Below are 24,695 nucleotides of genomic sequence, written 5' to 3'. Positions count from 1 at the left end.
GCCATGCCCCATGATCACCCGCATCACCACCACCACTCCCATGATCATGACCATGGCCATTCCCACGGTGCAGGACATAACCACGCCCACGGCGACCACCTGCACAGCCACATGCACCACGAAGACGAGGCGGCGGACCTTCAGGTTCTGGCGACACAGTTCATCGAAGGCTTCCTGCAGGCAACCGACAAAACCAGTTACCTGAAACTGGCCGGGGTCCCGTTCGAGCGTCCCTCGAAAGATGGGGCCAAGGCGCTGAAGCTGATCGATGTCGAGCTGAAGACCGATTGGCAGGTGGGCACCGCCTCGCCGTCCTTCGGCTCGCGCGAGCTGAGCTATCTGCCCTTCCCCGGTGAAATGGTGCAGGAACGCACCAACATGTCGCTGATCTATGTCTCGATGGATGAAAAATCGACGCTGGATATTCGCGACTTTCTGTTTGATCGAAAAAAGGAAATCGACGCATGAAACGCCTGATCGCAATTTTTGGCGCAACCTTGCTTGCCTCGCCTGCCATGGCACATGGCGGCGCGCACCTGCATCCGCACGGCTTTGAACTGGGCACCGCAGCCCTGGCCGTTTGCGCGGTACTGGCCGTGCTTTGGGTGGCCAAACGCCGCTAAACCCACACGAAACCAACAGGAAAGGAGCGCAACGTCAGCGCTCCTTCTTCAACTTTACGCTTCTGTTCTGACATTTCTACGCGTAACGAGAGAGCCAGCCCCGGCCTCTTGGAAAGAACGACATGTCAGAGCGCGCAAATGTCCTCAAAGCAAGCCTGTGGATGACCGGTTCCATCGCGTCGTTCACGGCCATGGCCATTGCAGGCCGCGAGGTCAGCGGCGAGCTGGACACGTTCGAGATCATGACCTTCCGCAGCATCGTGGGCGTCATCGTGGTGCTGATCTGCGGCGGCATGGCAGGGACATTAAACCAGATCACCCGGCGCCACCTGGGAACACATTTCATCCGCAACATTGGTCATTTCGCCGGCCAGAACCTGTGGTTCTATTCCCTGCCTCTGATCTCGCTAGCGCAGGTTTTTGCGCTGGAATTCACGGCGCCACTATGGGTGATCCTACTGTCTCCGTTGATTTTGGGCGAGCGGATCACGCCGGTCCGTGCCCTTGCAGCAATCTTCGGCTTCATCGGGATCCTGATTGTCGCGCGTCCCACCCCCGAGACACTTGAATTCGGCCAACTGACCGCGGCCCTGGCTGCGATCGGGTTTGCCATCTCGATCATGTTCACATCCAAGCTGACGCGCACCGAAACCATTACCTGCGTGCTGTTCTATCTGACCACGATGCAGGCTGCATTCGGCATCATATGCGCCGGAATTGATGGCGATATTGCCTTACCATCGCTGCAGGCAACGCCTTGGCTGGTGTTGATCGGGCTGGCCGGGCTGATGGGGCATTTCAGCCTGACGAACGCGTTAAGCATCGCTCCGGCAACCGTTGTGGTGCCCTTTGATTTTGCCCGTCTGCCGCTGATCGCCCTGATCGGATGGTTGTTCTATAACGAAGCGCTGGAACTGTGGGTGGGCGTCGGGGCGCTGGTGATTTTTGGCGCCAATTATCTGAATATCTGGGGCGCCACGCGCAAATAAGCATCTTTCGGATTGGGCCCGCCACCAAAGCCCATAATGTTGCCGCATGAGCCAAACACAAAAAACCATTTCCCCGCGCGCCTGGGCCGAGCTGACCCTGCTGGCACTTATCTGGGGCGCTTCGTTTCTGACCACCGCCCTGATCTTGCAAGATGTCAGCCCGTTGTGGTTGGTTGCCTACCGCATCAGCGGGGCCGCCGCGCTTTTGTGGATCTATGTTCTCAGACGGGGCATTTCGATCCCAATGGCGCCGGGCATCTGGGGGGCATTCTTTCTTATGGGGCTGTTGAACAACGCCCTGCCCTTTACGCTGATCACTTGGGGGCAGCAGCATATCTCGTCCGGATTGGCAGCGATCTTGAACGCGCTGACGGCGGTGCTGGGCGTGCTGGTCGCGGCGGTTTTATTCTCGGACGAAAGGCTAAGCGCCCGCAAGGCCTGGGGCGTGGGCCTGGGCTTTGCCGGAGCGGCTGTGATCATTGGCCCTGCTGCGCTGACGAGCCTTGACCTTGCCTCGTTGGGTCAACTGGCCCTTTTGGGATCGTCCATGTCCTATGCCTTGGCGGGCGCCTGGGGGCGTAAAACCCTGTCCGCGCAGCCCCCTGCAATGGCCGCCACGGGGATGCTGACCTGCGCGGCGCTGATCATGATCCCGATGGCGCTTTGGTCCGAAGGCGCCCCTTCGGTGCCGCAATCCCCGCAGATCTGGGCGGCGCTGCTGTATCTGTCACTGATCGCGACGGCCGGGGCCTATCTTCTTTATTACCGCGTTCTGTCCATGGCCGGCGCGGGAAATCTGTTGCTGGTTACGCTGATGGTGGCGCCCTGCGCGATCATTCTTGGCGCGTTGGTGCTGGACGAGACACTGCCCTTGCGCGCCTATGCCGGCTTTGCCCTGCTGGCCGCGGGGCTGATCATCATCGACGGACGTTTGCTGCGCCGCAATAGGGTTTGACCCCTCGGGCCTGCGCGGCTAGGACTGCGCAGGTCAAAGAGGCAAGCGCATGATCTACCAAACCGCGAATGACTGGCTGAACGCCGAGAAGAAAAAAGTGCTGTTTTTCGGCATGTCTGGGCTGGGCAAGACCTTTGTTTCGAACATGCTGCGCGATCAGGGCGCGTGGTTTCACTATTCGATCGATTACCGCATCGGCACGCGTTACATGGGCGAATACATCGCCGACAATGCAAAACGCGAGGCGATGAAGAACCCGTTCCTGCGCGAGCTGTTGATGTCGGATTCGATCTATATCGGCTCGAATATCACCTTTGAAAACCTGACGCCTGTGTCGTCTTACCTGGGTAAACCGGGGGATGTGGCCAAGGGCGGCCTGCCCTATGCCGAATACACCCGCCGCCAGTCGCAATTCCGCACCGCTGAAATCGCGGCGTTGCTGGACACGCCCTATTTCATCGAACGGGCCGAGGCCTTGTACGGCTATCCGCATTTCATCTGCGATACCGGCGGGTCGATCTGTGAATGGGTGAACCCCGAAGACCCCGAAGACCTGGTGCTGAAAACGCTGTCGCAAAACGCGCTGATGATCTGGATCGAAGGCTCGGACGCCCATACCGAGGAACTGGTCCGCCGTTTCGACAAATCGCCCAAGCCCATGTCCTATCAGGGTGAATTCCTTGAGCGCGCCTGGACCGAATATCTGGAGCTGAAGGGCTGCAACGAAACTCAGGTGGACCCGGATGATTTTATCCGCTGGACCTATGCTCAGGCCATGGCGCACCGACAGCCGCTGTATCGCGCGATGGCGCAAAACTGGGGCGTTTCCGTCAAGGCCGAAGAGATTGCGCAAGTCAAAACCGCGGATGATTTCGATCAGTTGATCGCACAGGCCCTTGAGCGTCGGTGATCCCTGCCTTATCTCTGGGCCTCCAACCTTATCGGAGCCTGAAAGATGCCCATCAAACTGCCACGTGACCTGCCCGCCTATGACGTTCTGACGAACGAAGGCGTCATGGTCATGTCCGACGAGATGGCCCAGCATCAGGATATCCGGCCTTTGCGCATCGGGCTCTTGAACCTGATGCCCAAGAAAATCCAGACGGAAAACCAATTCGCCAGGCTGATCGGTGCCAATCCCCTGCAGATCGAATTTTCCCTGATCCGCATGAGCGAGCACGAGTCCAAGAACACCGGCGCGGCCCATCTGGAAAGCTTTTACCGCCCCTTCAGCGAGGTGAAGGCAAGTGGCCAGAAGTTCGACGGGCTGATCATCACCGGTGCCCCAATCGAGCACCTGCCCTTCGAAGACGTGACCTATTGGGACGAGCTGAAAGAGGTGTTCGAGTGGACCCAGACGCATGTTCACTCGACCTTTGGCGTTTGCTGGGGCGGCATGGCGATGATCCACTATTTCCACAACGTTCAGAAATACGTTCTGGATGAGAAACTGTTCGGCTGTTACCGACATATGAATTTCGCCCCGCAAAGCCCCTATTTGCGCGGCTTCTCGGATGATCTGATCATGCCGGTCAGCCGCTGGACCGAAATGCGCCGGGACGAGATCGAGGCCGCAAACCTACCGATCCTGCTGCACTCGGACGTCGTGGGCCCCGCGTTGGTCGAGGACCCCGCACACCGGGCAATCTATGTTTTCAACCACCTGGAATATGACAGCGACACGCTGAATCAGGAATATCAGCGCGATCTGGCCAGCAACCAGATCGAGGGCGCCGAGATTCAGATGCCGTTCAATTATTTCCCCGAGGACGACCCCAGCCAGCAGCCTCAGAACCGTTGGCGCAGCCATGCGCATTTGCTCTATGGAAATTGGGTGTCCGAGATCTATCTGACTACGCCATATGATATGTCCCTGATCGGCAAGGTGTCGACGGACTGGCGTAAACAGGACTAGGTTTTGGTTGTTAAAGGACTGGCATTTCTTGCCCTTTTGATCATCGCGCTGCATGGCTACACCCTGCAGCGCGCCGCAAAGCATGAAAAACGAGCGATGGCCACACATCCGCCCGAGGGGCAGATCGTGATGGTGGACGGACATCGCGTTCATGCGGTGGTTTTGGCCCCCGAAAACCCGCGCGCGGATGTGGTGCTGATCCATGGGGCGTCGGGGAACACCCGCGATTTCACTCACGATCTGGCTCATCAGCTGGCGGAAACCTACCGCGTGATCGTGTTTGACCGGCCAGGGCTTGGCTATACTGACCGGATCAACCGCACCGGGGCGACGCTGCAACAGCAGGTGGGACTGCTGTCAAAGGCCGCCTCTCTGCTGGAGGCCGAAAAACCTATCGTGCTGGGGCAATCTTATGGCGGTTCCGTCGCCCTGGCCTGGAGCGTCTACCACCCCGACCGCCTGTCCGGCCTGGTCCTTCTGGCGGCAGCCTCCCAGACATGGGAAAGCGGGCTAAGCACCTACTACAAGGCGCTTTCGCATTCCTGGATCGGGCCCTTGGTGATTTCCTATCTGACGGCCTATGTCCGGGACGAGAGGGTCTCGCACGAGCTGAACGCGATATTCACACCTCAACAGCCCCCCAGCGGCTATGATCAACATATCGGGGCCGGTCTGACCCTTCGGCGCGACAGCCTGCGGGCCAACGCCCTGCAACGCGCCAACCTGAAAGAGGAAATCCGCGCGATGATGCCGTATTACGGTGACATCGCCGTGCCTACCGAAATTCTGCATGGTGACGCGGACATGACCGTCGGCTTGCACATCCACTCGGTGCCCCTGTCGGGCCAAATCCCCGATGCCAACCTGACCGTCCTGCCGGGTATCGGGCACATGCCACAGCATACCTCGAAGCCGCAAGTCATTGCCGCCATTCATCGCGTCGCATCCCGAGCCGGATTGAACTAACCGGCCGCAACAGCCATATTGCTTGTAAACAAGTGGAGAGGCCCATGGAGCTGCCCTTTGATGGCGCGATCAGTGCATTTTACAAAAACGACGCCCCCGAAGACGTCCGCAACGCGATCAACCGCGCCGAAAAGGGCGATATTCTGACCCCCAGCTATCCTCATTCGGAAAAGCTGGCGCGCAAGCCCTATGAAAAAGACATGGCGAAGCTGCAGATCGAGTTGGTCAAGCTGCAAAGCTGGGCCAAATCGACCGGCCAGCGCATCGCCATCGTTTTCGAAGGCCGCGACGCCGCTGGCAAGGGGGGCACGATCAAGCGCTTCCGCGAGAACCTCAATCCACGTGGGGCACGCGTTGTGGCGCTGTCCAAACCCTCGGACACGGAACAGACCCAGTGGTATTTCCAACGCTATATCGACCACCTGCCCGCAGGCGGTGAAATCGTGTTCTTTGACCGCAGCTGGTACAATCGCGGCGTGGTCGAACATGTCTTCGGTTTTTGCGAACCTGACCAGCGCGAACATTTCTTCACCCAAGTGCCTGATTTCGAACGGATGCTGGTCGACGAAGGTATCCTGCTGTTCAAATTCTGGCTGAACGTCGGTCAGGCCGAACAGCTGAAACGTTTTCTGGATCGCGAGAACGATCCGCTGAAGCAATGGAAGCTTAGCTGGATCGACGTCGAAGGCCTGAAGAAATGGGATGCCTACAGCGATGCCATCACCGAAACCCTGCGCCGCAGCCATACGGATTTGGCGCCCTGGAAGGTGATCCGGTCCGATGACAAGAAACGGGCGCGCATCTGCGCCATCCGTAACGTCCTGCACGCCGTGGATTATGACCGCAAGGATGCCAAGGCGATCGGTGCCGTGGACAACCAGATTTGCGGCGGACCGGACATCTGGGATGCCTAAGAAACGCGGATATCACCACGGCAACCTGCGCCAGGCCCTTGTCGAGGCAGCGCTGAAGCTGATCGAGGAAAAGGGCCCGACCGGCTTCACCCTGTCCGAGGCTGCCAAACAGGCTGGCGTGACCCCGGCCGCTGTCTATCGCCACTTCGAAGGGCGCGAGGATCTAATCGCCGAAGCCGCCCGACAGGGATACGAGATTTTCGGCGACGTGATGCAGTTCGCCTATGAATCCGGGCAGCCCTCGGCGCTTGCCGCATTCGAGGCCACAGGGCGCGCCTATCTGGCCTTCGCGCGCAAATATCCGGGCCACTACATCGCCATGTTCGAATCGGGAATCTCGGTTAACCGCTCTCCCGAATTGGCTTCTGTTGCAAAAAAAGCACGGGGCGTGCTGGAAAAGGCAGCAGAGGAACTATCCGAAAATATCCCTCCGGAAAAGAGACCTCCTGCATCTATGTTTTCCGCGCATATTTGGGCAATGAGTCACGGTGTTGTCGAGCTTTTTGCCCGCAATTCACCCGGAACGCAGTCACCTTTCCCGCCCGAAGACCTGCTTGAAACCGGAATTGGGGTGTATTTACGGGGTCTGGGACTCATTTCGCCCGATAAATAGGCAGGTTTTTGGGGTGTATGGTTGCGCTAAAAGCACTTCATAAACTCTTCATATTTGACCTCAAAATCAGCGTTTACATTTTCCGCACTGCAGCGTTAAAGGTTGCTTCGACGGCTGAGCAGGGGACGCTCTGAATCACACTCCAATCTGGTTCAGATCTTCTTCACTCTCCTTCGTTGATCGAAGGTCGAGAAACGCTTTCGCCGCGCATGAAACGCAATACGTTATGAAGGGACATCGTATGTTCACGCAAAAAACTCTGGCAGCTGCTGCTGCAATCGCACTGCTGCCCGCCGGCGCATTCGCTGGCGAATTCTCGGCCTCCGCAGGCTTCGAAGCTTCGATCGACTTTGACGACTCGCTGACCGCAACCGGCGACGCAGTTGAACTGACCCTGGGCGGCGAATACGCCGAAGGTGGCTTCTCGGCCGCTCTGGACCTGACCTTCGCCGAAACCGGCGGCACTGGTGACGAAGTTGAAACCGAACTGTCGCTGGCCTACGCAGGCGATATCTCGGACAAAGTCGGCTACGAAGTGTCGGTTACCTCGAACTGGCTGAACGACTCGGGCTACGACACCACCGAAGCTGAACTGGCCTTCTCGTTCGCTCTGGCAGAGGGCATCGACGGTTCGTACGCTTACACCTACGACCTGGAAACCGAAGCTGACTACCACGAAGCCGCTATCGAGTTCGCTCTGGGCGACTGGTCGGCTGAAACCGTTCTGGGTCTGGACCCCGCAACCGACGTCGTTGCTTGGGAACTGAACTTCGGCTACGAGTTCGAAAACGGCATCGAGATGGGCATCGAATTCAGCGACGACGACGCACCGGGCACCGATCTGGGCGCATCGCTGATCTTCGGCTACAGCTGGGACCTGATCTAAGCGATCAAATACACCGCGTTTTCCAATCGCGCGGTTTGTATTCTAAGGCGGGCTCCCTCGGGTCCGCCTTTTTTCATGCCTGAATACCGGCTGCCTCGAATGCACGCAGCCCCCCACCCCATCGGGCACATCAGAGCAAACAGCAGACAAAGAAAAAGGCCACCCGAACCGGGAGGCCTTTTCCATAAGTTCTGTATCGAAGATTAACGCTTCGAGAACTGGAACGAGCGGCGAGCTTTGCGCTTACCGTATTTCTTACGTTCCACAACGCGGCTGTCGCGGGTCAGGAAGCCAGCGGCTTTCAGCGGTGCGCGCAGCGACGGGTCAAACAGTTGCAGGGCTTTCGAGATGCCGTGCTTAACCGCGCCGGCCTGACCGGACAGACCGCCGCCTTTCACGGTGGCGACAACGTCGAACTGGTCTTCGACACCGGCCACACCGAAGGGCTGGCGCACGATCAGCTGCAGAACGGGACGCGCGAAGTAAGCGTTCATCTCTTTGCCGTTCACGCTGACTTTGCCCGAACCGGGTTTCACCCACACACGGGCAACAGCGTCTTTACGCTTGCCGGTGGCGTAGGAACGGCCCAGCTCGTCACGAACGGGTTCGCGGGGGGCTTCGACTTCGACAACGGTTTCAACACCGGTTGCCGCGGCCAGGTCTTCCAAAGTATTGATTTGATCAGACATTTATCAGCTCCGGGTGTTCTTGGAGTTCATGGACTTGACGTCCAGAACTTCGGGGTTCTGCGCTTCGTGCGGATGCTCGGCGCCCGCGTAGACACGCAGGTTGGTCATCACTTTGCGCGACAGGCGGTTGCCCGGCAGCATACGTTTGACAGCGGCGGTAACGACGCGCTCGGGGTATTTGCCTTCCAGGATCTGACCGGCGGTGCGGTGCTTGATGCCGCCCGGGTGGCCAGTGTGCCAGTAGTATTTCTTGTCAGCACGTTTTTTGCCAGTCAGCTGGATTTTGTCAGCGTTGATGACAATCACGTTGTCGCCCATGTCCTGGTTCGGAGTGAACGACGGCTTGTGTTTGCCACGCAGACGCATGGCGACAATCGATGCCAAGCGGCCCAGCACCACGCCTTCGGCGTCGATGATGATCCACTTTTTCTCGATGTCTGCCGGAGTAGCAGAGAAGGTTTTCATCGCGGGATTACCCTTGTTCAGTTGCGGAAAAGGGCAAGAGGCCCATATCCAAATTCGATTGCGCGGTTATATAGGGCCTGCAAACACAGTCAAGGCACTAGGAAGCCAATTTTTACCACCAAAACAACAGGTTAGAAATTAGGTATTAAAATACCCCACATTTTTGACATCAAACCGTGAATTCTTCGCGTGGATTGTCCAGCAATTGGCGGACCTGCACCACACCGGCCTCATAGCGAGCTACGTCGACCTGCCCATTTACCGCCAACCGCACCGCATGCGGCGCACGAGCGTGGCGCAGAACGAACTCTTCGGCGCTTTTGAGGATCACCCCCTGCCTTTCGGCAGCACGAACAAAACTGGCGGCGCGCCAGCCCTCGGGCAAGGAAATCCACATAAACGGCACGTCTTCGCGCCAGGTCACATTATGCCCGCCCAGATGGTTGATGGTCATCCGCAACAGCTCGTTCACGCGGGCACGGGATTTCGCAGCAACGCTGCGCAACCGGGGATCGGACATAAAGGCAAGCGTCACCTCGGACAGGGGGCGGGACAGGCCGAAAAAGGCATAGGCGGCAGTTCGGGCCAGTTCTGACACTCGCTCGCGCGGCGCAACGGCATAGCCGACACGCAAAGCCGGTGTCAGAGATTTCGACAACGACGACACGTACCAACCCAGCCCCGGCACAAGTGAATGATAACTTTCGGCCATATGCGGCCCAATCACATAGCAATCGTCATCCAGAATATTCAGCCCCAGCCGCGCCGCCATATCCGCGATTTCGTGGCGCCGCCGCCGCGAGGTCGCGCTGACCGTCGGATTATTCACCTCGGACGAGGTGCAAAACAGCTGCACCCCCTGCTCGCGCACCGCACGTTCAAGCGCCTCGACGATGGGCCCTTCGGAATCGCTGGGAATACCAACCACACGGGCGCGGTTCAGCTCAGCCGCACGGCGAAACCCCGGATAGGTCAGATTTTCAACCGCGATGGCGGGATCAGGCCCGCGCAGCACCGTTTGCATCACGAGCATCAAGGCATTCTGCGCGCCATGCGCCAACACAACATCCTCGGCCGTGAAATTGCCGATAGGTAGGTCGTCCATCCACCGGCGCAAAGCACGGCGCAGCGGCAGATCCATCTTTCGGTCGGGATAGTTCAGAAACTCTTGCGCTGGCATGGCATCCGCAGTCGCATGCAAGGCATCGCGCAGCAACGCGCTCTGGCCGACGTCGGGCAACAGGGGGCTGCGCAGGTTCAGCACCTGTGGCCAGGCCTCCGAGGCATCCACCTGGCTCGAGGCCTCGGTCACGAACGTGCCCCGCCCGACCCCAGCCTGCAAAACCCCCTCTTCGGTCAGCAAGGAATAAGCCCGCGCCACGGTCCCCGGCGTGATCGACAGTTGATAGGCCAGCTCGCGCACCGGCGGAAGCTGAGCCCCGCAGGACAAGGTGCCAGCTGCGACGGCGCTGCGGATCTCGTCCGCCAGCGCCTTGTACTTGGATCGGCCGGCCTTGCTCAGGTCCGGAGTCCAATTTGTACCCATAACAATATTTTCCTAGACGGTTTGTATCTGCTGATTGTATCTTTTGACTCGTAGCAATATCGCTATTTTGTGTCAATACAATTGAAGGATTTGTCCCATGTCACAGCAACAAGCATTGCTGGCCGCAAACGTCATCAACTACGATTTTGGCTATCCGGCGCCGATCGTCGCCCGTTGGGCAATGGCATTCGCGGTAACTGTGACCAAATGGGACAGCCGACACCGCACCCGAAAGGCGTTGCGCCAGCTGTCAGACGCGCAGTTGAAGGATATCGGCATCTCACGTGACGCGGCTTATACGGAGGCCCGTCGCCCATTCTGGCGCGCGTAACGACCCCGTCCGCGTTAGAATGTACTTGGCCGGGGCTTGTCCCCGGCCTTTTTTATTTTGGCGGTATGGAATAGGTCATCGAGGCCCGCGCAACCGGGGCCTCCTTACCCTCGGAATAGATCAGAACATCCCCCACGGCCAGAACACGCCCTAATTTCAACAGGGTACACTCGCTGATCAGATCTACGCCTGCCTCGGGCTTGCGCATGAAATCCATCGAGCAATTCGTCGTCACCGCCAAGGCCTTGGGCCCTATCATCGCCAGAATTGCCAGATAGATCGACACATCGGCCAGCGCGAACATACTGGGGCCGGACACAGTGCCGCCCGGACGCAAATGCTGTTCCTCAACGCGCAGGCGAATGCGAACGCCCATCTCGCGGACCTCTTCGATCACGAATTCCTTGTTCACCTGTGGGAATTGCTGCTCCATGAACTGCGTCAATTCCGCTGCGGACATTTTTGCCGCCATCGCTTCCCTCCCTCTCCTGTTGCTCCTAGACTTGCCGCGAATACCGAGGAGGACAAGATGGCAATATTGGAACGTTACGACACCGGCGCGGTGGCACATCTGACATTGAACAGCCCCGAAAAGCTGAATGCGCTTAGCGACGAGATGCTTGCCGCCCTGCAGGCCGAGTTCGAGCGGTTAAGCAGCGACACCAGAATCCGGGCGGTGATTTTGTCGGGCGCCGGCAAGGTGTTCTGCGCAGGCCACGACCTGAAAGAGATGACCGCAGGCCGCCAGGCCGAGGACGGCGGCAAAGCCTATTTCAAGGACCTGTTCGACCGATGCGCGCGGATGATGACCTCGATCCAGAAGCTGCCCCAACCCGTGATCGCGCAGGTTCATGGCATTGCGACCGCTGCCGGTTGCCAGCTGGTGGCCTCGTGCGACATGGCCGTCGCCGCCGAAGGCACCAAGTTCGGCGTCAATGGCGTGAATATCGGCCTGTTCTGTTCGACCCCGATGGTGGCCCTTTCGCGCAACATCCCGCGCAAACAAGCCTTCGAAATGCTGTCCACCGGCCAGTTCATCCCCGCCGATCGCGCCGAATCCCTGGGTCTGATCAACAAGGTCGTCGCCCCCGACCAGCTTGAGACCGAAACGCTGAAACTTGCCAACTTGGTCGCTGGCAAACTGGGCGCAGCCGTGAAAATCGGCAAAGAGGCGTTCTATAACCAGATCCAAATGCCCCTGGATCAGGCCTATGCCTATACCGGAGACGTGATGGTGGAAAACATGCTCTATCGCGACACGGCCGAAGGGATCGCCGCATTTTTGGACAAACGCGATCCGGATTGGCAGCAATAAGGCAAGCATTTCCGCTATTGCCCCTTTTGGGTGGTCATTCCGGTGAATTTCCGCCCAAAATCCCCTGCAGCGTTTCCAATTCGTGCACTATTCTTTTCCGACTTGCCACTATTCTGCCGTAAAATCTGTGGGTATACAGGGGGCATAGAGGACGCGATGAACCTCTTGATCATGCGAGTGTGGGTCACCCTTTGCGGGCTGTCTCTCTCGGCTGCGATTGCTCAGGCGGCCGATTTGCCCAATGCGGTGACCCACTCGACCTTTCCCGACACCGATATGACGCTGGTCCTGCTGGGGCGCGATCTGTTTTATGATCCGGTCCTGTCTGGCAATCGGAATATCTCTTGCGCAAGCTGCCATCATCCCAGTCTTGGCACCGCCGACGGGGTCAGCCTGTCACTTGGCGAGGGCGGCACTGGTCTGGGCCCGGATCGCACTGCGGTTACCGGGCAAGAGCCCCCCGCCCGCATCCCCCGAAATGCCCCGGCGTTGTGGAATCTTGGGGCCTATGAATACGCGACCATGTTCCATGATGGCCGGGTCGAGCTGGACGACACCGCCCCCTTTGGCCTGCGGATGCCTGCAGATCGCCCCTTAGAACGCGGCCTGCCCTCGCCGCTGGCGGCACAAGCGATGTTGCCGCCCCTCTCGCCCGAGGAAATGGCCGGGCAGCGCGGCGAAAATGCTGTGGCGGACGCCGTGGCGCGCGGGGACGCCAGCGCCGCTTGGGCCTTACTGGCCAACCGGGTCGACGAACTGCCTGGATATCGCGACCGGTTCACTCAGGCAATCGGCCAATCCCCAGTGCATTTCACCGACATTGCCACCGCTTTAGCTGAATTCATTACCTTTGAATTTCAATCGATTAACGCCCCCTTCGATGCCTATCTGAACGGCGACAACAACGCGCTAAGCGTACAGCAGTTGCGCGGGATGGACTTGTTCTACGGCAAGGCCGATTGTGCCACTTGCCATGCGGGCACTTTTCAGACGGACCATGATTTCCACGCGATCGCCATGCCGCAACTTGGTCCGGGTAAAAAGCCGGGCGGCTATGCAGATCTGGGCCGCCAAGCCATCACAAATGACCCCGAAGACCGCTATCGCTTTCGCACGCCGTCTTTGCGGAACATCACGGAAACGGCCCCCTATGGTCACTCGGGCGCCTTCTCCGAGCTGCGCAGCGTCGTTCAGCACCACGCAGCGCCCGTGCGTTCGTTGATGCAATATGACCGCAGCCAAGCCATCCTGCACGATTTGCCTGTCAACGAATGGCAGGCAATGGATGACACGGACGAACTGATCGAGATTGCCGCCGCAACAGAGCTGCCCGACATCCCTTTGACCGAGGCCGAAATTGACGACATCGTCGCGTTTCTGGGCACCCTAACGGACCCGGCATCGCTGAATGGGCGACTGGGCATACCTGACAGCGTTCCCTCGGGTCTACCGGTAGATCGCTAACCCGAAAGCGCAACAGGGCTTTTCAAACGCGCCCGCCTGCCCTACATCGCGGCCATGGAAAACACTCTTCATATCGTTGGCGGCGGCATGGCCGGATCCGAGGCAGCCTGGCAAGCGGCCAATATGGGCGTTAAGGTGGTCATCCACGAAATGCGCCCGCAGGTCGAAACCTTTGCCCATCGCACTGGCAATCTGGCCGAGATGGTCTGCTCGAATTCGTTCCGGTCTGATGACAGCGAACAGAACGCCGTTGGGCTGCTGCATTGGGAAATGCGCGCGGCGAACGGCCTGATCATGCAAATGGCCGACAAGCATCGCCTGCCCGCAGGTGGCGCCCTGGCCGTGGATCGCGATCCGTTTTCCGAAAGCGTGACACAGATGCTGATGGATCACCCAAATGTCCGCGTTGAATACGGTGAGATCACCGAGCTGCCCTCGAACGGACACTGGATCTTTGCCACTGGTCCGCTGACCTCGACCGCGTTGGGCGCTGCGATTCAGGCCGAAACCGGGGCCGAGCGCCTAGCGTTTTTCGACGCCATAGCCCCCATCGTTTATGCCGAAAGCATCGACATGGACGTGGCCTGGCTGCAATCGCGCTATGACAAGGGCGAGACCGAGGAAGAGCGTAAGGCCTACCTGAACTGTCCGATGACCAAGGACCAGTACGAGGCCTTCATCGACGCCCTTCTGGCCGCTGACAAGACTGAATTCCACGAAGGCGAGACCGCGGGCTATTTCGACGGTTGCCTGCCGATCGAAGTGATGGCCGAGCGTGGCCGCGAAACCCTGCGCCACGGGCCGATGAAACCTGTGGGCCTGACCAACGCTCATGACCCCGAAAACAAGGCCTATGCGGTGGTCCAGTTGCGCCGCGACAATGCATTAGGAACGCTGTATAACATCGTGGGCTTCCAGACTAAAATGAAATATGGCGCCCAGACCGAAGTGTTCAAAATGATCCCCGGCCTGCAGGATGCCAGCTTTGCTCGTTTGGGCGGGATTCACCGCAATACTTTCCTTAATTCACCCACGCTTCTAGACGATCAGATGCGCCTGAAATCGCGGCCCAACATCCGTTTTGCCGGTCAGGTGACGGGCGTCGAGGGCTATGTGGAATCTGCCGCGATGGGCCTGTTGGCAGGGCGTCTGGCGGCGGCGGAGATCTTGGGGAAAACGCTGGACACGGCGCCTCAGGACACGGCGATGGGCGCTTTGATCCATCACATCACAGGCGGCGCCGAAGCCAAGACCTTTCAGCCGATGAACGTGAACTTCGGCCTGTTCCGCCCCGTGGATGGGTTGAAAGGCGGGCGTCGCGGGCGAAAAGATCGTTACAAAGCTTACACCGACCGCGCCAAAGATACTTTTAGTCAATGGCTTGAAGGTCAAAGCTAATCAATGATCACCCGGTTCGCCCCCAGCCCGACCGGGCCGCTTCATCTGGGCCATGCCTACTCGGCGATGCTGGCGCATGACATGGCGCGCGCCGACGGTGGCCAGTTTCTTTTGCGGATCGAGGACATCGACCAGACCCGTGCCCGCCCCCATTGGGAAGAGCAGATCTATGAAGACCTCGACTGGCTGGGCATTACCTGGGACGCGCCGCCGCTTCGGCAATCGGACCGCTCGCAAGTTTATCACGAAGCACTGAAAGCCCTGTGGGACAAGGGCGTTCTGTACCCCTGCACCTGCAATCGGAGGGATATCATCACCGCTGCATCAGCCCCGCAAGAGGGCGCCGAGCCTGCCTATGGCCCTGATGGACTGATCTATCCGGGCACCTGTCGCCAGCGCGAACGCCCCGCGGATATGCCTGCGCAGACTGCATTGCGCCTTGATCTGAGCGCCGTGTCAGATGCGCCGGAAACCCTGTCATTTCTGGAAATGGGTGAAGTTACCAACGACACGCCCAAGACCGTTCGCTTTCAGCTTGAGGATTTGAAGACCCAGGTGGGCGACTTCATCGTTTCACGCCGTGAGTTTCTGGGATCCTATCATCTAAGTGTGGTTCTGGATGACGCGGCTCAGGGCATCACGCACGTAATCCGTGGCCGGGATATCTTTGACGCCACCAAAATTCACGTGCTTTTACAGCAGCTTCTGGGCCTTCCGACACCCACATACCTTCATCATAGGTTGATCCGGGACGAGGCCGGAAAACGTCTGGCCAAGCGTGATGACGCGCGCGCCATATCAAAATTCCGCGCCGATGGAGCAACCCCTGCGGACATCCGGCGAATGGTAGGATTGGATATCGCTTCCCGTTAATGTTCGGGGGCCATCAGCTCGACCTCGGCGCCGTCCCGCACGGCAGTGTAAAAGCAGCTGCGCCGGTTGGTGTGGCAAGCGGGCCCGGTCTGGTTTACGCGCACCAGCACACAATCGCGGTCGCAATCATACCGGAAATCCACCAGCTCTTGTACATGGCCGCTGCTTTCACCTTTGACCCAGAACGATTGACGCGAGCGGCTCCAGTACGTGACCTTTCCGGTCTCAAGAGTGCGGGCGACAGCTTCGGCGTTCATCCAAGCCATCATCAGCACTTCGCCGGTTTGATCATCCTGAGCGATCGCCGGGATCAAGCCTTTGTCGTCATATTTCAGCGCGGCAGGATCGAAGGGCATATCAAAAAACCTTTTGAATTTCGGAATTGCCCCCTATCTATGGGACAAACGAACAAAGGAAAAGCCATGAGCGGCGACACCGACCTGATCAAGCTGTACTCTGAACGCATCCTGGCGCTTGCTGCGGACATGCCCAATGATGAACGGCTGGCACACCCGGATGCGACGATCAAGAAGCGCTCGCCCTTGTGCGGCTCGACCGTGACCGTGGATATCACCGTCAAAGATGGCCGGATCGCCGAGTACGGACAGGACGTAAAGGCTTGCGCACTGGGTCAGGCAGCTGCATCGGTGGTCGGAGCCGCTGCGCCCGGCTGCACCCGTGATCAGATTGAAACGGCCCGTGACCAGTTGAAGGCGCTGCTGAAGTCTGACGGCCCCACGCCGGACGCACCCTTTGACGGGCTTGAGGTGCTGCGCCCTGCTCGGGATTATAAGAATCGCCATGCCTCGATCATGCTTGCGCTCGAGGCCACTCTCGAAGCGATGGACAAAGCCGCCGAAACCGCCTGCGCCTAAATTTGCTGACAAAAAAACCGCCGCACTTCGGGAACGAAGGCGGCGGTCAGTTTTTGCGTTCCCGCTGGGGATATCCGGAATAACGAGAGAGGCATTCTCGTTCGACTTAAGAACAGGCAGAAAAGTCAGGCGCCTTGTTTGGGACAGGCAGCGCCGGGGCCGGACATTGGGCGGTACGCAGGCAGAAACTCAGACAAGGCTAGGAAGGTGCAGCGCGACCACGGTCATCACGACCAGCGCAGCCATGCCTAAGGTATCCGACAGCAGAGTATCTTCGGCGCGAGTGATGATATCAGCGATCTGACGAAACATGGCGGCAACTCCTTGTTAACCTTTGTTGCTCTTTTGTTCTCATATTTCCCCGACTCGATCAAGAACTTTTTGAGAACATTTGTGAACAAAGTGTTAGTCCAGCGAAACGACTACCGCTAACCGACTGAGATCAAACGAATTGCCTCGTCCTGCCCCATCAACCACAAAAGAACGCGCGCGGCCTGACCACGCTCGGTCTTGAGTTCGGGATCCTGTGCCAGCAATGCGCGGGCATCTGATTGCGCGGTCTGCATCAACGCGGTCTGCGTCTCCATATCGGCCACGCGGAACCGTGGAAGCCCCGATTGCGCCGTGCCGATCAGATCGCCGGCCCCGCGCATTTCAAGATCTACTTCGGAAATTTTGAACCCATCCTCGGTGTCCCGAAGCGTGGTCAAACGCCGCTGACCGCCTTCGGACAACGGGGCGTCATACATCAGAAGGCAGGTTGATTCCGCGCTGCCCCGGCCCACGCGTCCACGCAGCTGGTGCAATTGCGCAAGGCCGAAAATCTCGGCCCGCTCGATAACCATGATCGAGGCGTTGGGCACGTTCACACCAACCTCGATCACCGTCGTGGCGACCAAAACCTGGGTGCGGCCAGCAACGAAATCGGCCATCGCGGCGTCCTTGTCAGCCGGGGGCATCTGCCCATGCACCAATCCAACATGCCCCTCGCCCAGAACCGCGCGCAGATGTTTAAAGCGTTCTTCGGCGGCGGTCAGGTTCACAACCTCGCTTTCTTCGACCAGCGGACACACCCAATAGGCCTGCCGCCCCTCGGCGATGGCGCGGCGCAGGTGATCGACCACCTCCTCCATGCGCCCGGTCGAGACCATAGCCGTCTTGATCGGCTTTCGCCCCGGAGGTTTTTCGTCCAGCACCGAAACATCCATGTCGCCATATTGCGCCAGCGCCAAGGAACGCGGGATTGGCGTAGCTGTCATCACCAACACATCGGCCTTGGCGCCTTTCTTGCCCAGCTCGAGCCGTTGGCGCACACCAAAGCGGTGCTGTTCATCTACCACTGCCAGGCGCAAGTCATTGAAACTCACGTCTTTTTGGAACACAGCATGGGTGCCGACCAAAATCTGAATCTCACCGCGTTCCAGCGCCTCAAGCTTGGCACGACGGGCTGCGCCTTTGTCCCGACCGGTCAACAATTCCAGCGTGATGCCAGCCTGATCGGCCAGAGGTTGCAGCCCTTCCAGGTGTTGACGCGCCAAAATCTCGGTCGGAGCCATCATCACGCCCTGTCCACCAGCCTCGACCGCGACCAGCAACGCCATGAAAGCCACCAAGGTTTTACCCGCCCCCACATCACCCTGCAGCAAGCGGTTCATCCGCACAGGTGCGGCCATGTCGGCCTCGATCTCATCGATGGCACGCAGCTGCGCCTTGGTCGGACGATAAGGCAAGGCGGTTAAAACCCGTGCCTTCAAAGCGCCGGGCGCCTTGGTCTGCCGCCCTTTTGATCGCCGCAAGTTCGACCGCGCAAGCGCCAAGGTCAACTGATGCGCCATGAATTCGTCATAGGCCAGCCGCAGGCGTGTAGGCGCCGTCTGCGCCAAATCCGCAAAATCCTGCGGGTTATGAGCGCGTCGCACCGCATCGGCCCAATCGGGCCAGTTTTCCTGTGCTTTTTGCTGCGGATCAATCCATTCGGGCAGATCGGGCACGCGGGTCAGCGCCCCCGCGACGGCCTTGCCCATCTGCTTTTGCGTAACCCCGGCGGTCAGCGGATAGGTCGGCTCGAAAGCGGGGATGTCGCCAGCATCCTCGACAGGCACCACGTGTTCGGGATGCACCATCTGCGCCATGCCATCGAACATCTCGACCTTACCGGACACCACACGCTGTGCCCCAACCGGCAGAATTTTCTGCAGATAGTCCGCACGCGCATGGAAAAAAACCAGCTGAAAGGCAGTCTCGGCGTCCTCGACATTCACGCGATAGGCCCCGCCGCGCGACCGTGGGGGCGCGTGGGCGCCGACCGTCACCTCAACCGTCAGCACATCCGGCAAAGTCGCCCCACGAACCGAGCGGCGCAGCGTTCGGTCCACGCCGCTGAAAGGCAATGTAAACAGCAGATCCCGTGGCCGTTCGATCGCCAAGTTTCCCAAGTTTTGCGCCGTCTTGGGACCAACACCGGCAAGTGTTTCAAGCCCGGCAAAAAGCGGGAACAAGATCTCTGGCCGGCTGCTCATGCATCACCGATCAGAGTTAACCATCCGTTTTCGTCCAAAATGCGTATACCCAGCTCCTTGGCCTTTTTCTCTTTCGAGCCCGCACCGGGCCCTGCGACCAGTATATCGGTTTTCTTGCTAACCGAGCCAGAAACCTTGGCGCCCAACGCCTCGGCCCGGGCCTTGGCCTCGGCGCGGGTCATTTTTTCCAAGGTTCCGGTGAATACGACGGTCTGTCCCGCGACAGGGCTGCCGGCACTGTCCGGCTGTTCTGCCTCTTCAATATCCAGATGCGCGACCAGGGCATCGATGCCTGCCCGCTCGCTGTCTTGCGAAAACGCCGTCACCAACGAGCGCGCCATGACCTCGCCGATGCCATCGATGCTCAGCAATTCCTCCCAGTCGGGGCCGGACAGGCCTGCAGCGTTCTGCATGGCCTGTTCGAACAATCCCCACTGACCGTAGTGCCGCGCGATCAGGGTGCTCGCAGCCTCGCCCACGTGCCGAATGCCAAGGGCAAACAGAAGACGCGAAAAACTAATTGTTCTTTTACTATCAATAGCCTGAAAGAGGTTGTTCGCGCTTTTTTCACCCCAACCTTCGCGGTTTTTCAGCTGCTGCATTCCGCTGCCAAATCGCTCCCGCAGGGTAAAAATATCCGCAGGCCCCGAGATCCATCCATCCTTATAAAACTGCTCGACCTGTTTTGCGCCCAACCCCTCTATGTCGAACGCGCCGCGACTTACGAAATGCTTCAGCTTTTCAACGGCTTGCGCGGGACAAATAATGCCTCCGGCGCAGCGACGGACCGCATCACCCTCTTCCCGGATCGCGTCACTGCCGCATTCCGGGCACTTGTCGGGAAAGATGAACGGGTCAGCGGTTTCGGGGCGTTTGGACAGATCTACATCGGCAATTTTGGGGATAACATCGCCCGCCCGATAGACCTGCACCCAGTCGCCAACGCGGATATCCTTACCATCGCGGATCTGGTTGCCCTTCGAATCGCGGCCGGCAATGTAGTCTTCATTGTGCAATGTCGCATTGCTGACCACCACGCCGCCGACCGTCACCGGCTGCAAACGCGCAACCGGCGACAGAGCCCCCGTCCGCCCGACCTGGATGTCGATACCTTCAAGGCGGGTCCATGCCAGCTCGGCCGGAAATTTGTGCGCAATCGCCCATCGCGGCGTCGTAGAGCGGAACCCCAACCGACCCTGAAGTTTCAGGTCATTAACCTTATAAACAACACCGTCGATATCATATCCAAGGGTCGCCCGTTGCTGTTCGATCATGCGGTAATGCGCCAGCATTTCATCCTGAGACTGACATAGCTTTGTAAGCGAGTTCGTCTGAAACCCCAGCTTTTTCAGTCGCTTAATAGCTTCGAATTGCGTTTCAGCCAACGCCGTGGACAGCTCACCCCAACTGTAGGCAAAAAACCGAAGCGGACGCGCACGTGTAATCTCGGAATCCAACTGGCGAAGAGACCCCGCAGCAGCATTGCGAGGGTTTGCAAACTGTTTTTCGTTTTGCGCCGCCTGTCGCTGGTTCAAAGCATCAAAGTCGGCATGGCTCATATACACCTCGCCGCGCACCTCAAGAATCTCAGGGGCATCTGCCAGCTGCCGCGGAATATCCGAGATGGTTTTGGCATTTTCGGTGACATTCTCACCTGTTTCACCATCACCGCGGGTTGCCGCCTGCACCAGTTTTCCACGTTCGTACCGCAACGACAGGCTAAGACCATCAATCTTGGGCTCAGCGGTGTAGCTCACACTGCCAACGGGCTGACCAAGATAGCCACAAACGAACCCATCGAACTCCGAAACTTCAACGTCGTCAAAAGCATTGCCAAGGGACATCATCCGAACGGCATGCTTAACCTTGCCGAAGCCCTCGGCGGTTGGGGCGCCAACCACATCGGATGGGCTATCTGGACGTTTCAGGTGCGGAAAGAGGGATTCGATCCGGTTGTTGCGCGCCTTCAAAGCATCGAATTCAGCATCCGAGATTTCAGGGGCATCATCGGTGTGATAGGCGGTATTGGCCGCGGCGATTACGCGGGCCAGGCGCGCGAGCTCGTCGCGGGCCTCTTGCTCTGTCAAATTTTCGACGGCAATTTTGTCGGTCACGGTCCCACCTCTTTGTCTTTGGCAAAGTGATAGGGCCGCCTTGCAACGACGTCCAGTCTTGGGCCAGTCCGTGAGTGGTGATTTGTTCCTTAGGCACCGATGGCCAGCTTATCCTCGGTCATGTTTGCGGGGTTGGGATCACGCAACACATACCCACGGCCCCAAACCGTTTCGATGTAATTTTCCCCCTCGGTCGCCTGACTTAACTTTTTACGCAATTTACAGATGAAAACGTCGATGATCTTCAGCTCTGGCTCATCCATTCCGCCATAGAGGTGGTTCAAGAACATTTCTTTCGTCAGTGTGGTGCCCTTGCGCAGGCTCAGCAGCTCCAGCATCTGGTATTCCTTACCGGTCAGATGCACGGTCTGGCCGCCGACATCCACGGTTTTGGCGTCCAGGTTGACGTTGATTTTTCCGGTGCGAATGACGGATTGCGAATGCCCTTTCGAGCGCCGGATGATGGCGTGAATGCGCGCGACCAATTCTTCGCGATGGAACGGCTTGGTCAGATAATCATCGGCGCCGAATCCAAAGCCCTTGATCTTGTTGTCCGTGTCGTCCGAACCAGACAGGATCAGAATCGGTGTATCCACCCGTGCCAGGCGCAATTGGCGCAGCACCTCGTGGCCATGCATGTCTGGCAGTCCCAGGTCCAAAAGGATCAAATCGTAATCATAAAGTTTCGCCAGATCGATACCTTCTTCGCCCAGATCGGTGGAATAGACGTTCAGATTGGCGTGAGTCAGCATCATTTCGATGCTCTTTGAGGTCGTCGGGTCGTCTTCAACTAACAGCACACGCATGAATGGGTTCTCCGCAATTCGCTTGTCATTTGAGTTAACCGTCGCGAATAAAGGTTAATCACCCGTTACCGCCGAAGAACAAATAGCATACTATCGCTAAAGTTGTCTATACTTCTGCAATGCTGTGACCTTAAGCGCAGCCTCGCCATGGCTGGCAATCAATTGACACCACTCCATAAATTCCTCGTCACTCAGACCATAACGCCGCAGAGCTGCCTCTTTGCTGATCAAACCATATAAAACGCCGCGTACAACTGCTGCTTTGCGGCTGGCGACCCATCTGCGGGTGCTGTCAGGCGGCAAATCCGCCTGGGTCATGACCCGGCCATCGGGCAACGTGACTGCGCGCACACCATCGGCTTTTTTCAGGTACATTCCGGTAATCCTCGCTCTTTGATGCAAGGATCGGACGGCACACTTAACAGGATGTGAAACCGGGGCTTGAGAGTAGTTAGGATTTTCCTATATTCTCGCAGACTTTCATGGGAACACGCATCATGCTGGACGAGATGACAAAACTGAATTCGCTGGGCTTTGCCAAGCCGCCGTCAGAAACGCGGGTGGTTGTGGCCATGTCTGGTGGTGTGGACAGCTCGGTCGTGGCCGCGATGCTGGCCGAGGAAGGCTATGATGTGGTCGGCGTTACGCTGCAGCTCTATGATCATGGCGCGGCCTTGGCCAAGAAGGGTGCCTGCTGCGCCGGGATCGACATTCATGATGCCCGCCGCGTGGCCGAGGAAATGGGCTTCCCTCACTATGTGCTGGACTATGAAAATATCTTCCAAGAGGCGGTGATCGACGAGTTTGCCGACAGCTACTTGGGCGGCGCCACGCCGGTGCCCTGCATCCGCTGCAACGAGCGGGTGAAATTCAAGGATCTGCTGGAAACCGCCAAGGACCTCGAGGCCGACTGCATGGCCACCGGTCACTATATTCAGCGGATGGTGGGCAAAAACGGCCCCGAGCTGCACAGCGCCGCAGATGCCAATCGCGATCAAAGCTATTTCCTGTTCTCGACCACGCCGGAACAGCTGGAATATTTGCGCTTTCCGCTGGGCCACCTGCCCTCGAAGGACGCCACGCGCGAACTGGCGGCTAAATACGGGCTGGCCGTGGCTGATAAACCCGACAGCCAGGACATCTGCTTTGTGCCCAACGGCAACTATGCCAGTGTGATCGAAAAACTGCGCCCCGGTGCCGCCGAACCCGGACAGATTGTCCACGCGGACGGGCGCGTTCTGGGCGAGCATAACGGCGTGATCCACTATACCATCGGTCAGCGCCGCGGTCTGGGCATTGGCGGGTTGTCCGAGCCTTTGTACGTGGTCAAACTGGATGTTGAGAACAAGCAAGTCGTTGTCGGCCCCAAAGAGCTGCTGTCGACCCGCACCGTCCCCGTACGCGAGATCAACTGGCTGGGCGATGAGCCCTTCACCTCTCGCGATGAATGGCACGTTTCGGTCAAAATCCGCTCCACCCGCCCCCCGCGCGAGGCGATCATCCGGCCCCTGTCCGATACCACGGCCGAGGTCGAGCTGCTGACCGCTGAAGAGGGCGTGTCACCGGGCCAAGCCTGCGTGTTCTATGAAACCGAGGGGTCCCGCATTCTGGGCGGCGGCTGGATCTGGAAAGGTTAAGCGTCCGGCATGGCGCTGCGCACGGTCTTTTCGGCATAGGCCGCCAGGCTTTTGCGATTGGGGAAATCATCCACGCGGACTGGCGGATGATAGACCACTTTCACGCGGCCCTGCCGCGGGTTTGCCAACACTTTCAGCAGGTGCGAGCCGAAATCCATCTCACCCCACCAGCCGTAAAACCGCGGGTCTTCACCCTTGCGTGGGCTATAGATCACGGTGGCGGGCTGAATGTGCATCTCGTGCCTCAGGTGATCTGTAAAGAACGCCTGAAAAAGCGTTGATTTAAAAGGCAAAACCACTAATCCGTCAGTCGAGGTTCCCTCGGGGAAAAACAACAGTTTATGCCCGGCCAGAAGGCGGCTTTCGAACACCTCTTGCTGCGCTTTCGCTTCTTTGCGGTCGCGCCGAATGAACACTGTCCCCGTCGCGCGCGCCAGCCAGCCGATGCCGGGCCAATTGGCGACCTCGGCCTTGGACACAAAGTAAATCCGTTTGCGCGCGTTCAGGGTGAAGATATCCAGCCACGAGCAATGGTTCGCCACCACCGCTCCGCGCTGGCGCATCACATCGCCTTGCGTTTCAAACCGAAAGCCCATGATCCGAAAGGCGTTACGGCAGACAAACTGAGTGATGTGAGGGGTCACAGGACGATGCAGACCGAAAATCGGGCGTTCGATCAGGCGCACGAGCAACAGGATCAGCAGTCCCCCGAAGACCAGGATGGCCAGAGGAATGCCCCGCGCCAAGGCTAATGCCCAGCCCAAAAACCCGATCGGCTGCGGCGCTGGCTCGGGCGGCATAT

28 protein-coding genes are annotated in these 24,695 nt (G+C 58.6%); 17 read left to right on the top strand and 11 right to left on the bottom strand.

What is annotated here, in order from left to right; genetic code table 11:
• The first annotated feature begins 3 nt into the window (after positions 1-3).
• The 10 genes from ACOQOQ_RS12060 to ACOQOQ_RS12015 all read left to right on the top strand — a co-directional run bounded on the left by ACOQOQ_RS12060 (position 4) and on the right by ACOQOQ_RS12015 (position 7,861).
• Entirely contained in the window at positions 4-468 is a 465-nt protein-coding gene (locus ACOQOQ_RS12060; RefSeq protein ID WP_420567234.1) for a hypothetical protein, read from the top strand.
• On the top strand, positions 465-623 hold the full coding sequence (locus ACOQOQ_RS12055; RefSeq protein ID WP_420567233.1) for a peptidase M23: 159 nt from the start codon (positions 465-467) through the stop codon (positions 621-623). Before ACOQOQ_RS12060 ends, ACOQOQ_RS12055 begins: the two co-directional genes overlap by 4 nt.
• A 122-nt stretch (positions 624-745) precedes the next feature.
• Entirely contained in the window at positions 746-1,612 is an 867-nt protein-coding gene (locus ACOQOQ_RS12050) for a DMT family transporter (protein ID WP_420567232.1), read from the top strand.
• Between the two features lie 46 nt (positions 1,613-1,658).
• Positions 1,659-2,567 carry a DMT family transporter gene (locus tag ACOQOQ_RS12045; protein WP_420567231.1) on the top strand — a complete coding sequence of 303 codons (909 nt, stop codon included), beginning with the start codon at positions 1,659-1,661 and terminating at the stop codon, positions 2,565-2,567.
• Positions 2,568-2,616: 49 nt separating this feature from the next.
• Positions 2,617-3,477 (top strand): ATPase, encoded by an 861-nt coding sequence (locus ACOQOQ_RS12040; RefSeq protein ID WP_420567230.1) that lies wholly within the window; start codon positions 2,617-2,619, stop codon positions 3,475-3,477.
• Between the two features lie 45 nt (positions 3,478-3,522).
• On the top strand, positions 3,523-4,482 hold the full coding sequence (locus tag ACOQOQ_RS12035) for a homoserine O-succinyltransferase (protein ID WP_420567229.1): 960 nt from the start codon (positions 3,523-3,525) through the stop codon (positions 4,480-4,482).
• Between the two features lie 3 nt (positions 4,483-4,485).
• A complete protein-coding gene (locus ACOQOQ_RS12030; RefSeq protein WP_420567228.1) occupies positions 4,486-5,448 on the top strand; it encodes an alpha/beta fold hydrolase in 963 nt (320 codons plus the stop codon).
• A gap of 44 nt (positions 5,449-5,492) precedes the next feature.
• Positions 5,493-6,362 carry a polyphosphate kinase 2 gene (gene ppk2 / locus ACOQOQ_RS12025; protein ID WP_420567227.1) on the top strand — a complete coding sequence of 290 codons (870 nt, stop codon included), beginning with the start codon at positions 5,493-5,495 and terminating at the stop codon, positions 6,360-6,362.
• Complete coding sequence (locus ACOQOQ_RS12020) at positions 6,355-6,975, top strand: TetR/AcrR family transcriptional regulator (protein ID WP_420567226.1); 621 nt, start codon at positions 6,355-6,357, stop codon at positions 6,973-6,975. Before ppk2 ends, ACOQOQ_RS12020 begins: the two co-directional genes overlap by 8 nt.
• Before the next feature lie 241 nt (positions 6,976-7,216).
• A complete protein-coding gene (locus ACOQOQ_RS12015; RefSeq protein WP_420567225.1) occupies positions 7,217-7,861 on the top strand; it encodes a hypothetical protein in 645 nt (214 codons plus the stop codon).
• A 203-nt stretch (positions 7,862-8,064) separates the two neighbouring features.
• Here the strand turns inward: ACOQOQ_RS12015 and rpsI are convergent, their stop codons facing one another.
• From rpsI to ACOQOQ_RS12000, 3 genes are all read right to left on the bottom strand, one after another.
• Complete coding sequence (gene rpsI, locus ACOQOQ_RS12010) at positions 8,065-8,550, bottom strand: 30S ribosomal protein S9 (RefSeq protein WP_420567224.1); 486 nt, start codon at positions 8,548-8,550, stop codon at positions 8,065-8,067.
• 3 nt (positions 8,551-8,553) lie between these two features.
• Positions 8,554-9,015 (bottom strand): 50S ribosomal protein L13, encoded by a 462-nt coding sequence (gene rplM, locus ACOQOQ_RS12005; protein ID WP_420567223.1) that lies wholly within the window; start codon positions 9,013-9,015, stop codon positions 8,554-8,556.
• A 169-nt stretch (positions 9,016-9,184) separates the two neighbouring features.
• Positions 9,185-10,561, bottom strand: coding sequence for a PLP-dependent aminotransferase family protein (locus ACOQOQ_RS12000; RefSeq protein WP_420567222.1), 1,377 nt, complete (start codon positions 10,559-10,561; stop codon positions 9,185-9,187).
• 97 nt (positions 10,562-10,658) lie between these two features.
• Between ACOQOQ_RS12000 and ACOQOQ_RS11995 the strand changes: the two genes are divergently transcribed.
• Positions 10,659-10,892 carry a DUF1127 domain-containing protein gene (locus tag ACOQOQ_RS11995; protein ID WP_420567221.1) on the top strand — a complete coding sequence of 78 codons (234 nt, stop codon included), beginning with the start codon at positions 10,659-10,661 and terminating at the stop codon, positions 10,890-10,892.
• 52 nt (positions 10,893-10,944) lie between these two features.
• Here the strand turns inward: ACOQOQ_RS11995 and ACOQOQ_RS11990 are convergent, their stop codons facing one another.
• Positions 10,945-11,364, bottom strand: a complete 420-nt coding sequence (locus ACOQOQ_RS11990) for a PaaI family thioesterase (RefSeq protein ID WP_420567220.1) — start codon at positions 11,362-11,364, stop codon at positions 10,945-10,947.
• Between the two features lie 57 nt (positions 11,365-11,421).
• On the opposite strand from ACOQOQ_RS11990, the gene ACOQOQ_RS11985 reads away from it, so the two are divergent.
• From ACOQOQ_RS11985 to gluQRS, 4 genes are all read left to right on the top strand, one after another.
• The gene (locus ACOQOQ_RS11985) at positions 11,422-12,207 is read left to right on the top strand and encodes an enoyl-CoA hydratase (RefSeq protein ID WP_420567219.1); all 786 of its coding nucleotides are present in this window, start codon (positions 11,422-11,424) and stop codon (positions 12,205-12,207) included.
• A 156-nt stretch (positions 12,208-12,363) separates the two neighbouring features.
• Positions 12,364-13,671 carry a cytochrome-c peroxidase gene (locus ACOQOQ_RS11980; protein WP_420567218.1) on the top strand — a complete coding sequence of 436 codons (1,308 nt, stop codon included), beginning with the start codon at positions 12,364-12,366 and terminating at the stop codon, positions 13,669-13,671.
• Positions 13,672-13,725: 54 nt separating this feature from the next.
• Positions 13,726-15,069, top strand: a complete 1,344-nt coding sequence (gene trmFO, locus ACOQOQ_RS11975) for a methylenetetrahydrofolate--tRNA-(uracil(54)-C(5))-methyltransferase (FADH(2)-oxidizing) TrmFO (protein WP_420567217.1) — start codon at positions 13,726-13,728, stop codon at positions 15,067-15,069.
• 3 nt (positions 15,070-15,072) lie between these two features.
• Positions 15,073-15,942: a tRNA glutamyl-Q(34) synthetase GluQRS gene (gluQRS, locus tag ACOQOQ_RS11970; protein WP_420567216.1), complete on the top strand. Its 870-nt coding sequence runs from the start codon at positions 15,073-15,075 to the stop codon at positions 15,940-15,942.
• Here the strand turns inward: gluQRS and hisI are convergent.
• Positions 15,939-16,298, bottom strand: coding sequence for a phosphoribosyl-AMP cyclohydrolase (hisI, locus tag ACOQOQ_RS11965; RefSeq protein WP_420567215.1), 360 nt, complete (start codon positions 16,296-16,298; stop codon positions 15,939-15,941). The two genes, gluQRS and hisI, sit on opposite strands and share 4 nt — an antisense overlap.
• Positions 16,299-16,364: 66 nt before the next feature.
• On the opposite strand from hisI, the gene ACOQOQ_RS11960 reads away from it, so the two are divergent.
• Positions 16,365-16,817: an iron-sulfur cluster assembly scaffold protein gene (locus ACOQOQ_RS11960; protein WP_420567214.1), complete on the top strand. Its 453-nt coding sequence runs from the start codon at positions 16,365-16,367 to the stop codon at positions 16,815-16,817.
• Between the two features lie 189 nt (positions 16,818-17,006).
• Here ACOQOQ_RS11960 and ACOQOQ_RS11955 read toward each other — a convergent pair whose 3' ends face one another.
• The 5 genes from ACOQOQ_RS11955 to ACOQOQ_RS11935 form a co-directional block, all read right to left on the bottom strand.
• Positions 17,007-17,129, bottom strand: coding sequence for a hypothetical protein (locus ACOQOQ_RS11955; RefSeq protein ID WP_420567213.1), 123 nt, complete (start codon positions 17,127-17,129; stop codon positions 17,007-17,009).
• A 116-nt stretch (positions 17,130-17,245) separates the two neighbouring features.
• Entirely contained in the window at positions 17,246-19,336 is a 2,091-nt protein-coding gene (recG, locus tag ACOQOQ_RS11950) for an ATP-dependent DNA helicase RecG (protein WP_420567212.1), read from the bottom strand.
• A complete protein-coding gene (ligA, locus tag ACOQOQ_RS11945) occupies positions 19,333-21,450 on the bottom strand; it encodes an NAD-dependent DNA ligase LigA (RefSeq protein WP_420567211.1) in 2,118 nt (705 codons plus the stop codon). Before ligA ends, recG begins: the two co-directional genes overlap by 4 nt.
• Before the next feature lie 89 nt (positions 21,451-21,539).
• Positions 21,540-22,256, bottom strand: coding sequence for a response regulator transcription factor CtrA (gene ctrA / locus ACOQOQ_RS11940; RefSeq protein WP_420567210.1), 717 nt, complete (start codon positions 22,254-22,256; stop codon positions 21,540-21,542).
• A 96-nt stretch (positions 22,257-22,352) separates the two neighbouring features.
• Positions 22,353-22,631 (bottom strand): DUF1153 domain-containing protein, encoded by a 279-nt coding sequence (locus ACOQOQ_RS11935; RefSeq protein WP_420567209.1) that lies wholly within the window; start codon positions 22,629-22,631, stop codon positions 22,353-22,355.
• A gap of 107 nt (positions 22,632-22,738) precedes the next feature.
• Here ACOQOQ_RS11935 and mnmA point away from each other — a divergent pair, with 107 nt between their 5' ends.
• Positions 22,739-23,893: a tRNA 2-thiouridine(34) synthase MnmA gene (mnmA, locus tag ACOQOQ_RS11930; RefSeq protein ID WP_420567208.1), complete on the top strand. Its 1,155-nt coding sequence runs from the start codon at positions 22,739-22,741 to the stop codon at positions 23,891-23,893.
• On the opposite strand, the gene ACOQOQ_RS11925 is transcribed toward mnmA, so the two are convergent.
• The gene (locus ACOQOQ_RS11925; RefSeq protein WP_420569768.1) at positions 23,890-24,693 is read right to left on the bottom strand and encodes a lysophospholipid acyltransferase family protein; all 804 of its coding nucleotides are present in this window, start codon (positions 24,691-24,693) and stop codon (positions 23,890-23,892) included. The genes mnmA and ACOQOQ_RS11925 overlap by 4 nt on opposite strands.
• Positions 24,694-24,695: the final 2 nt, after the last annotated feature.

It is taken from the genome of Thalassovita sp. (genome assembly GCF_965218685.1).
In the GTDB taxonomy this organism is placed as follows: domain Bacteria; phylum Pseudomonadota; class Alphaproteobacteria; order Rhodobacterales; family Rhodobacteraceae; genus Thalassobius.
This window is presented reverse-complemented; position numbering and strand designations above follow the sequence as displayed.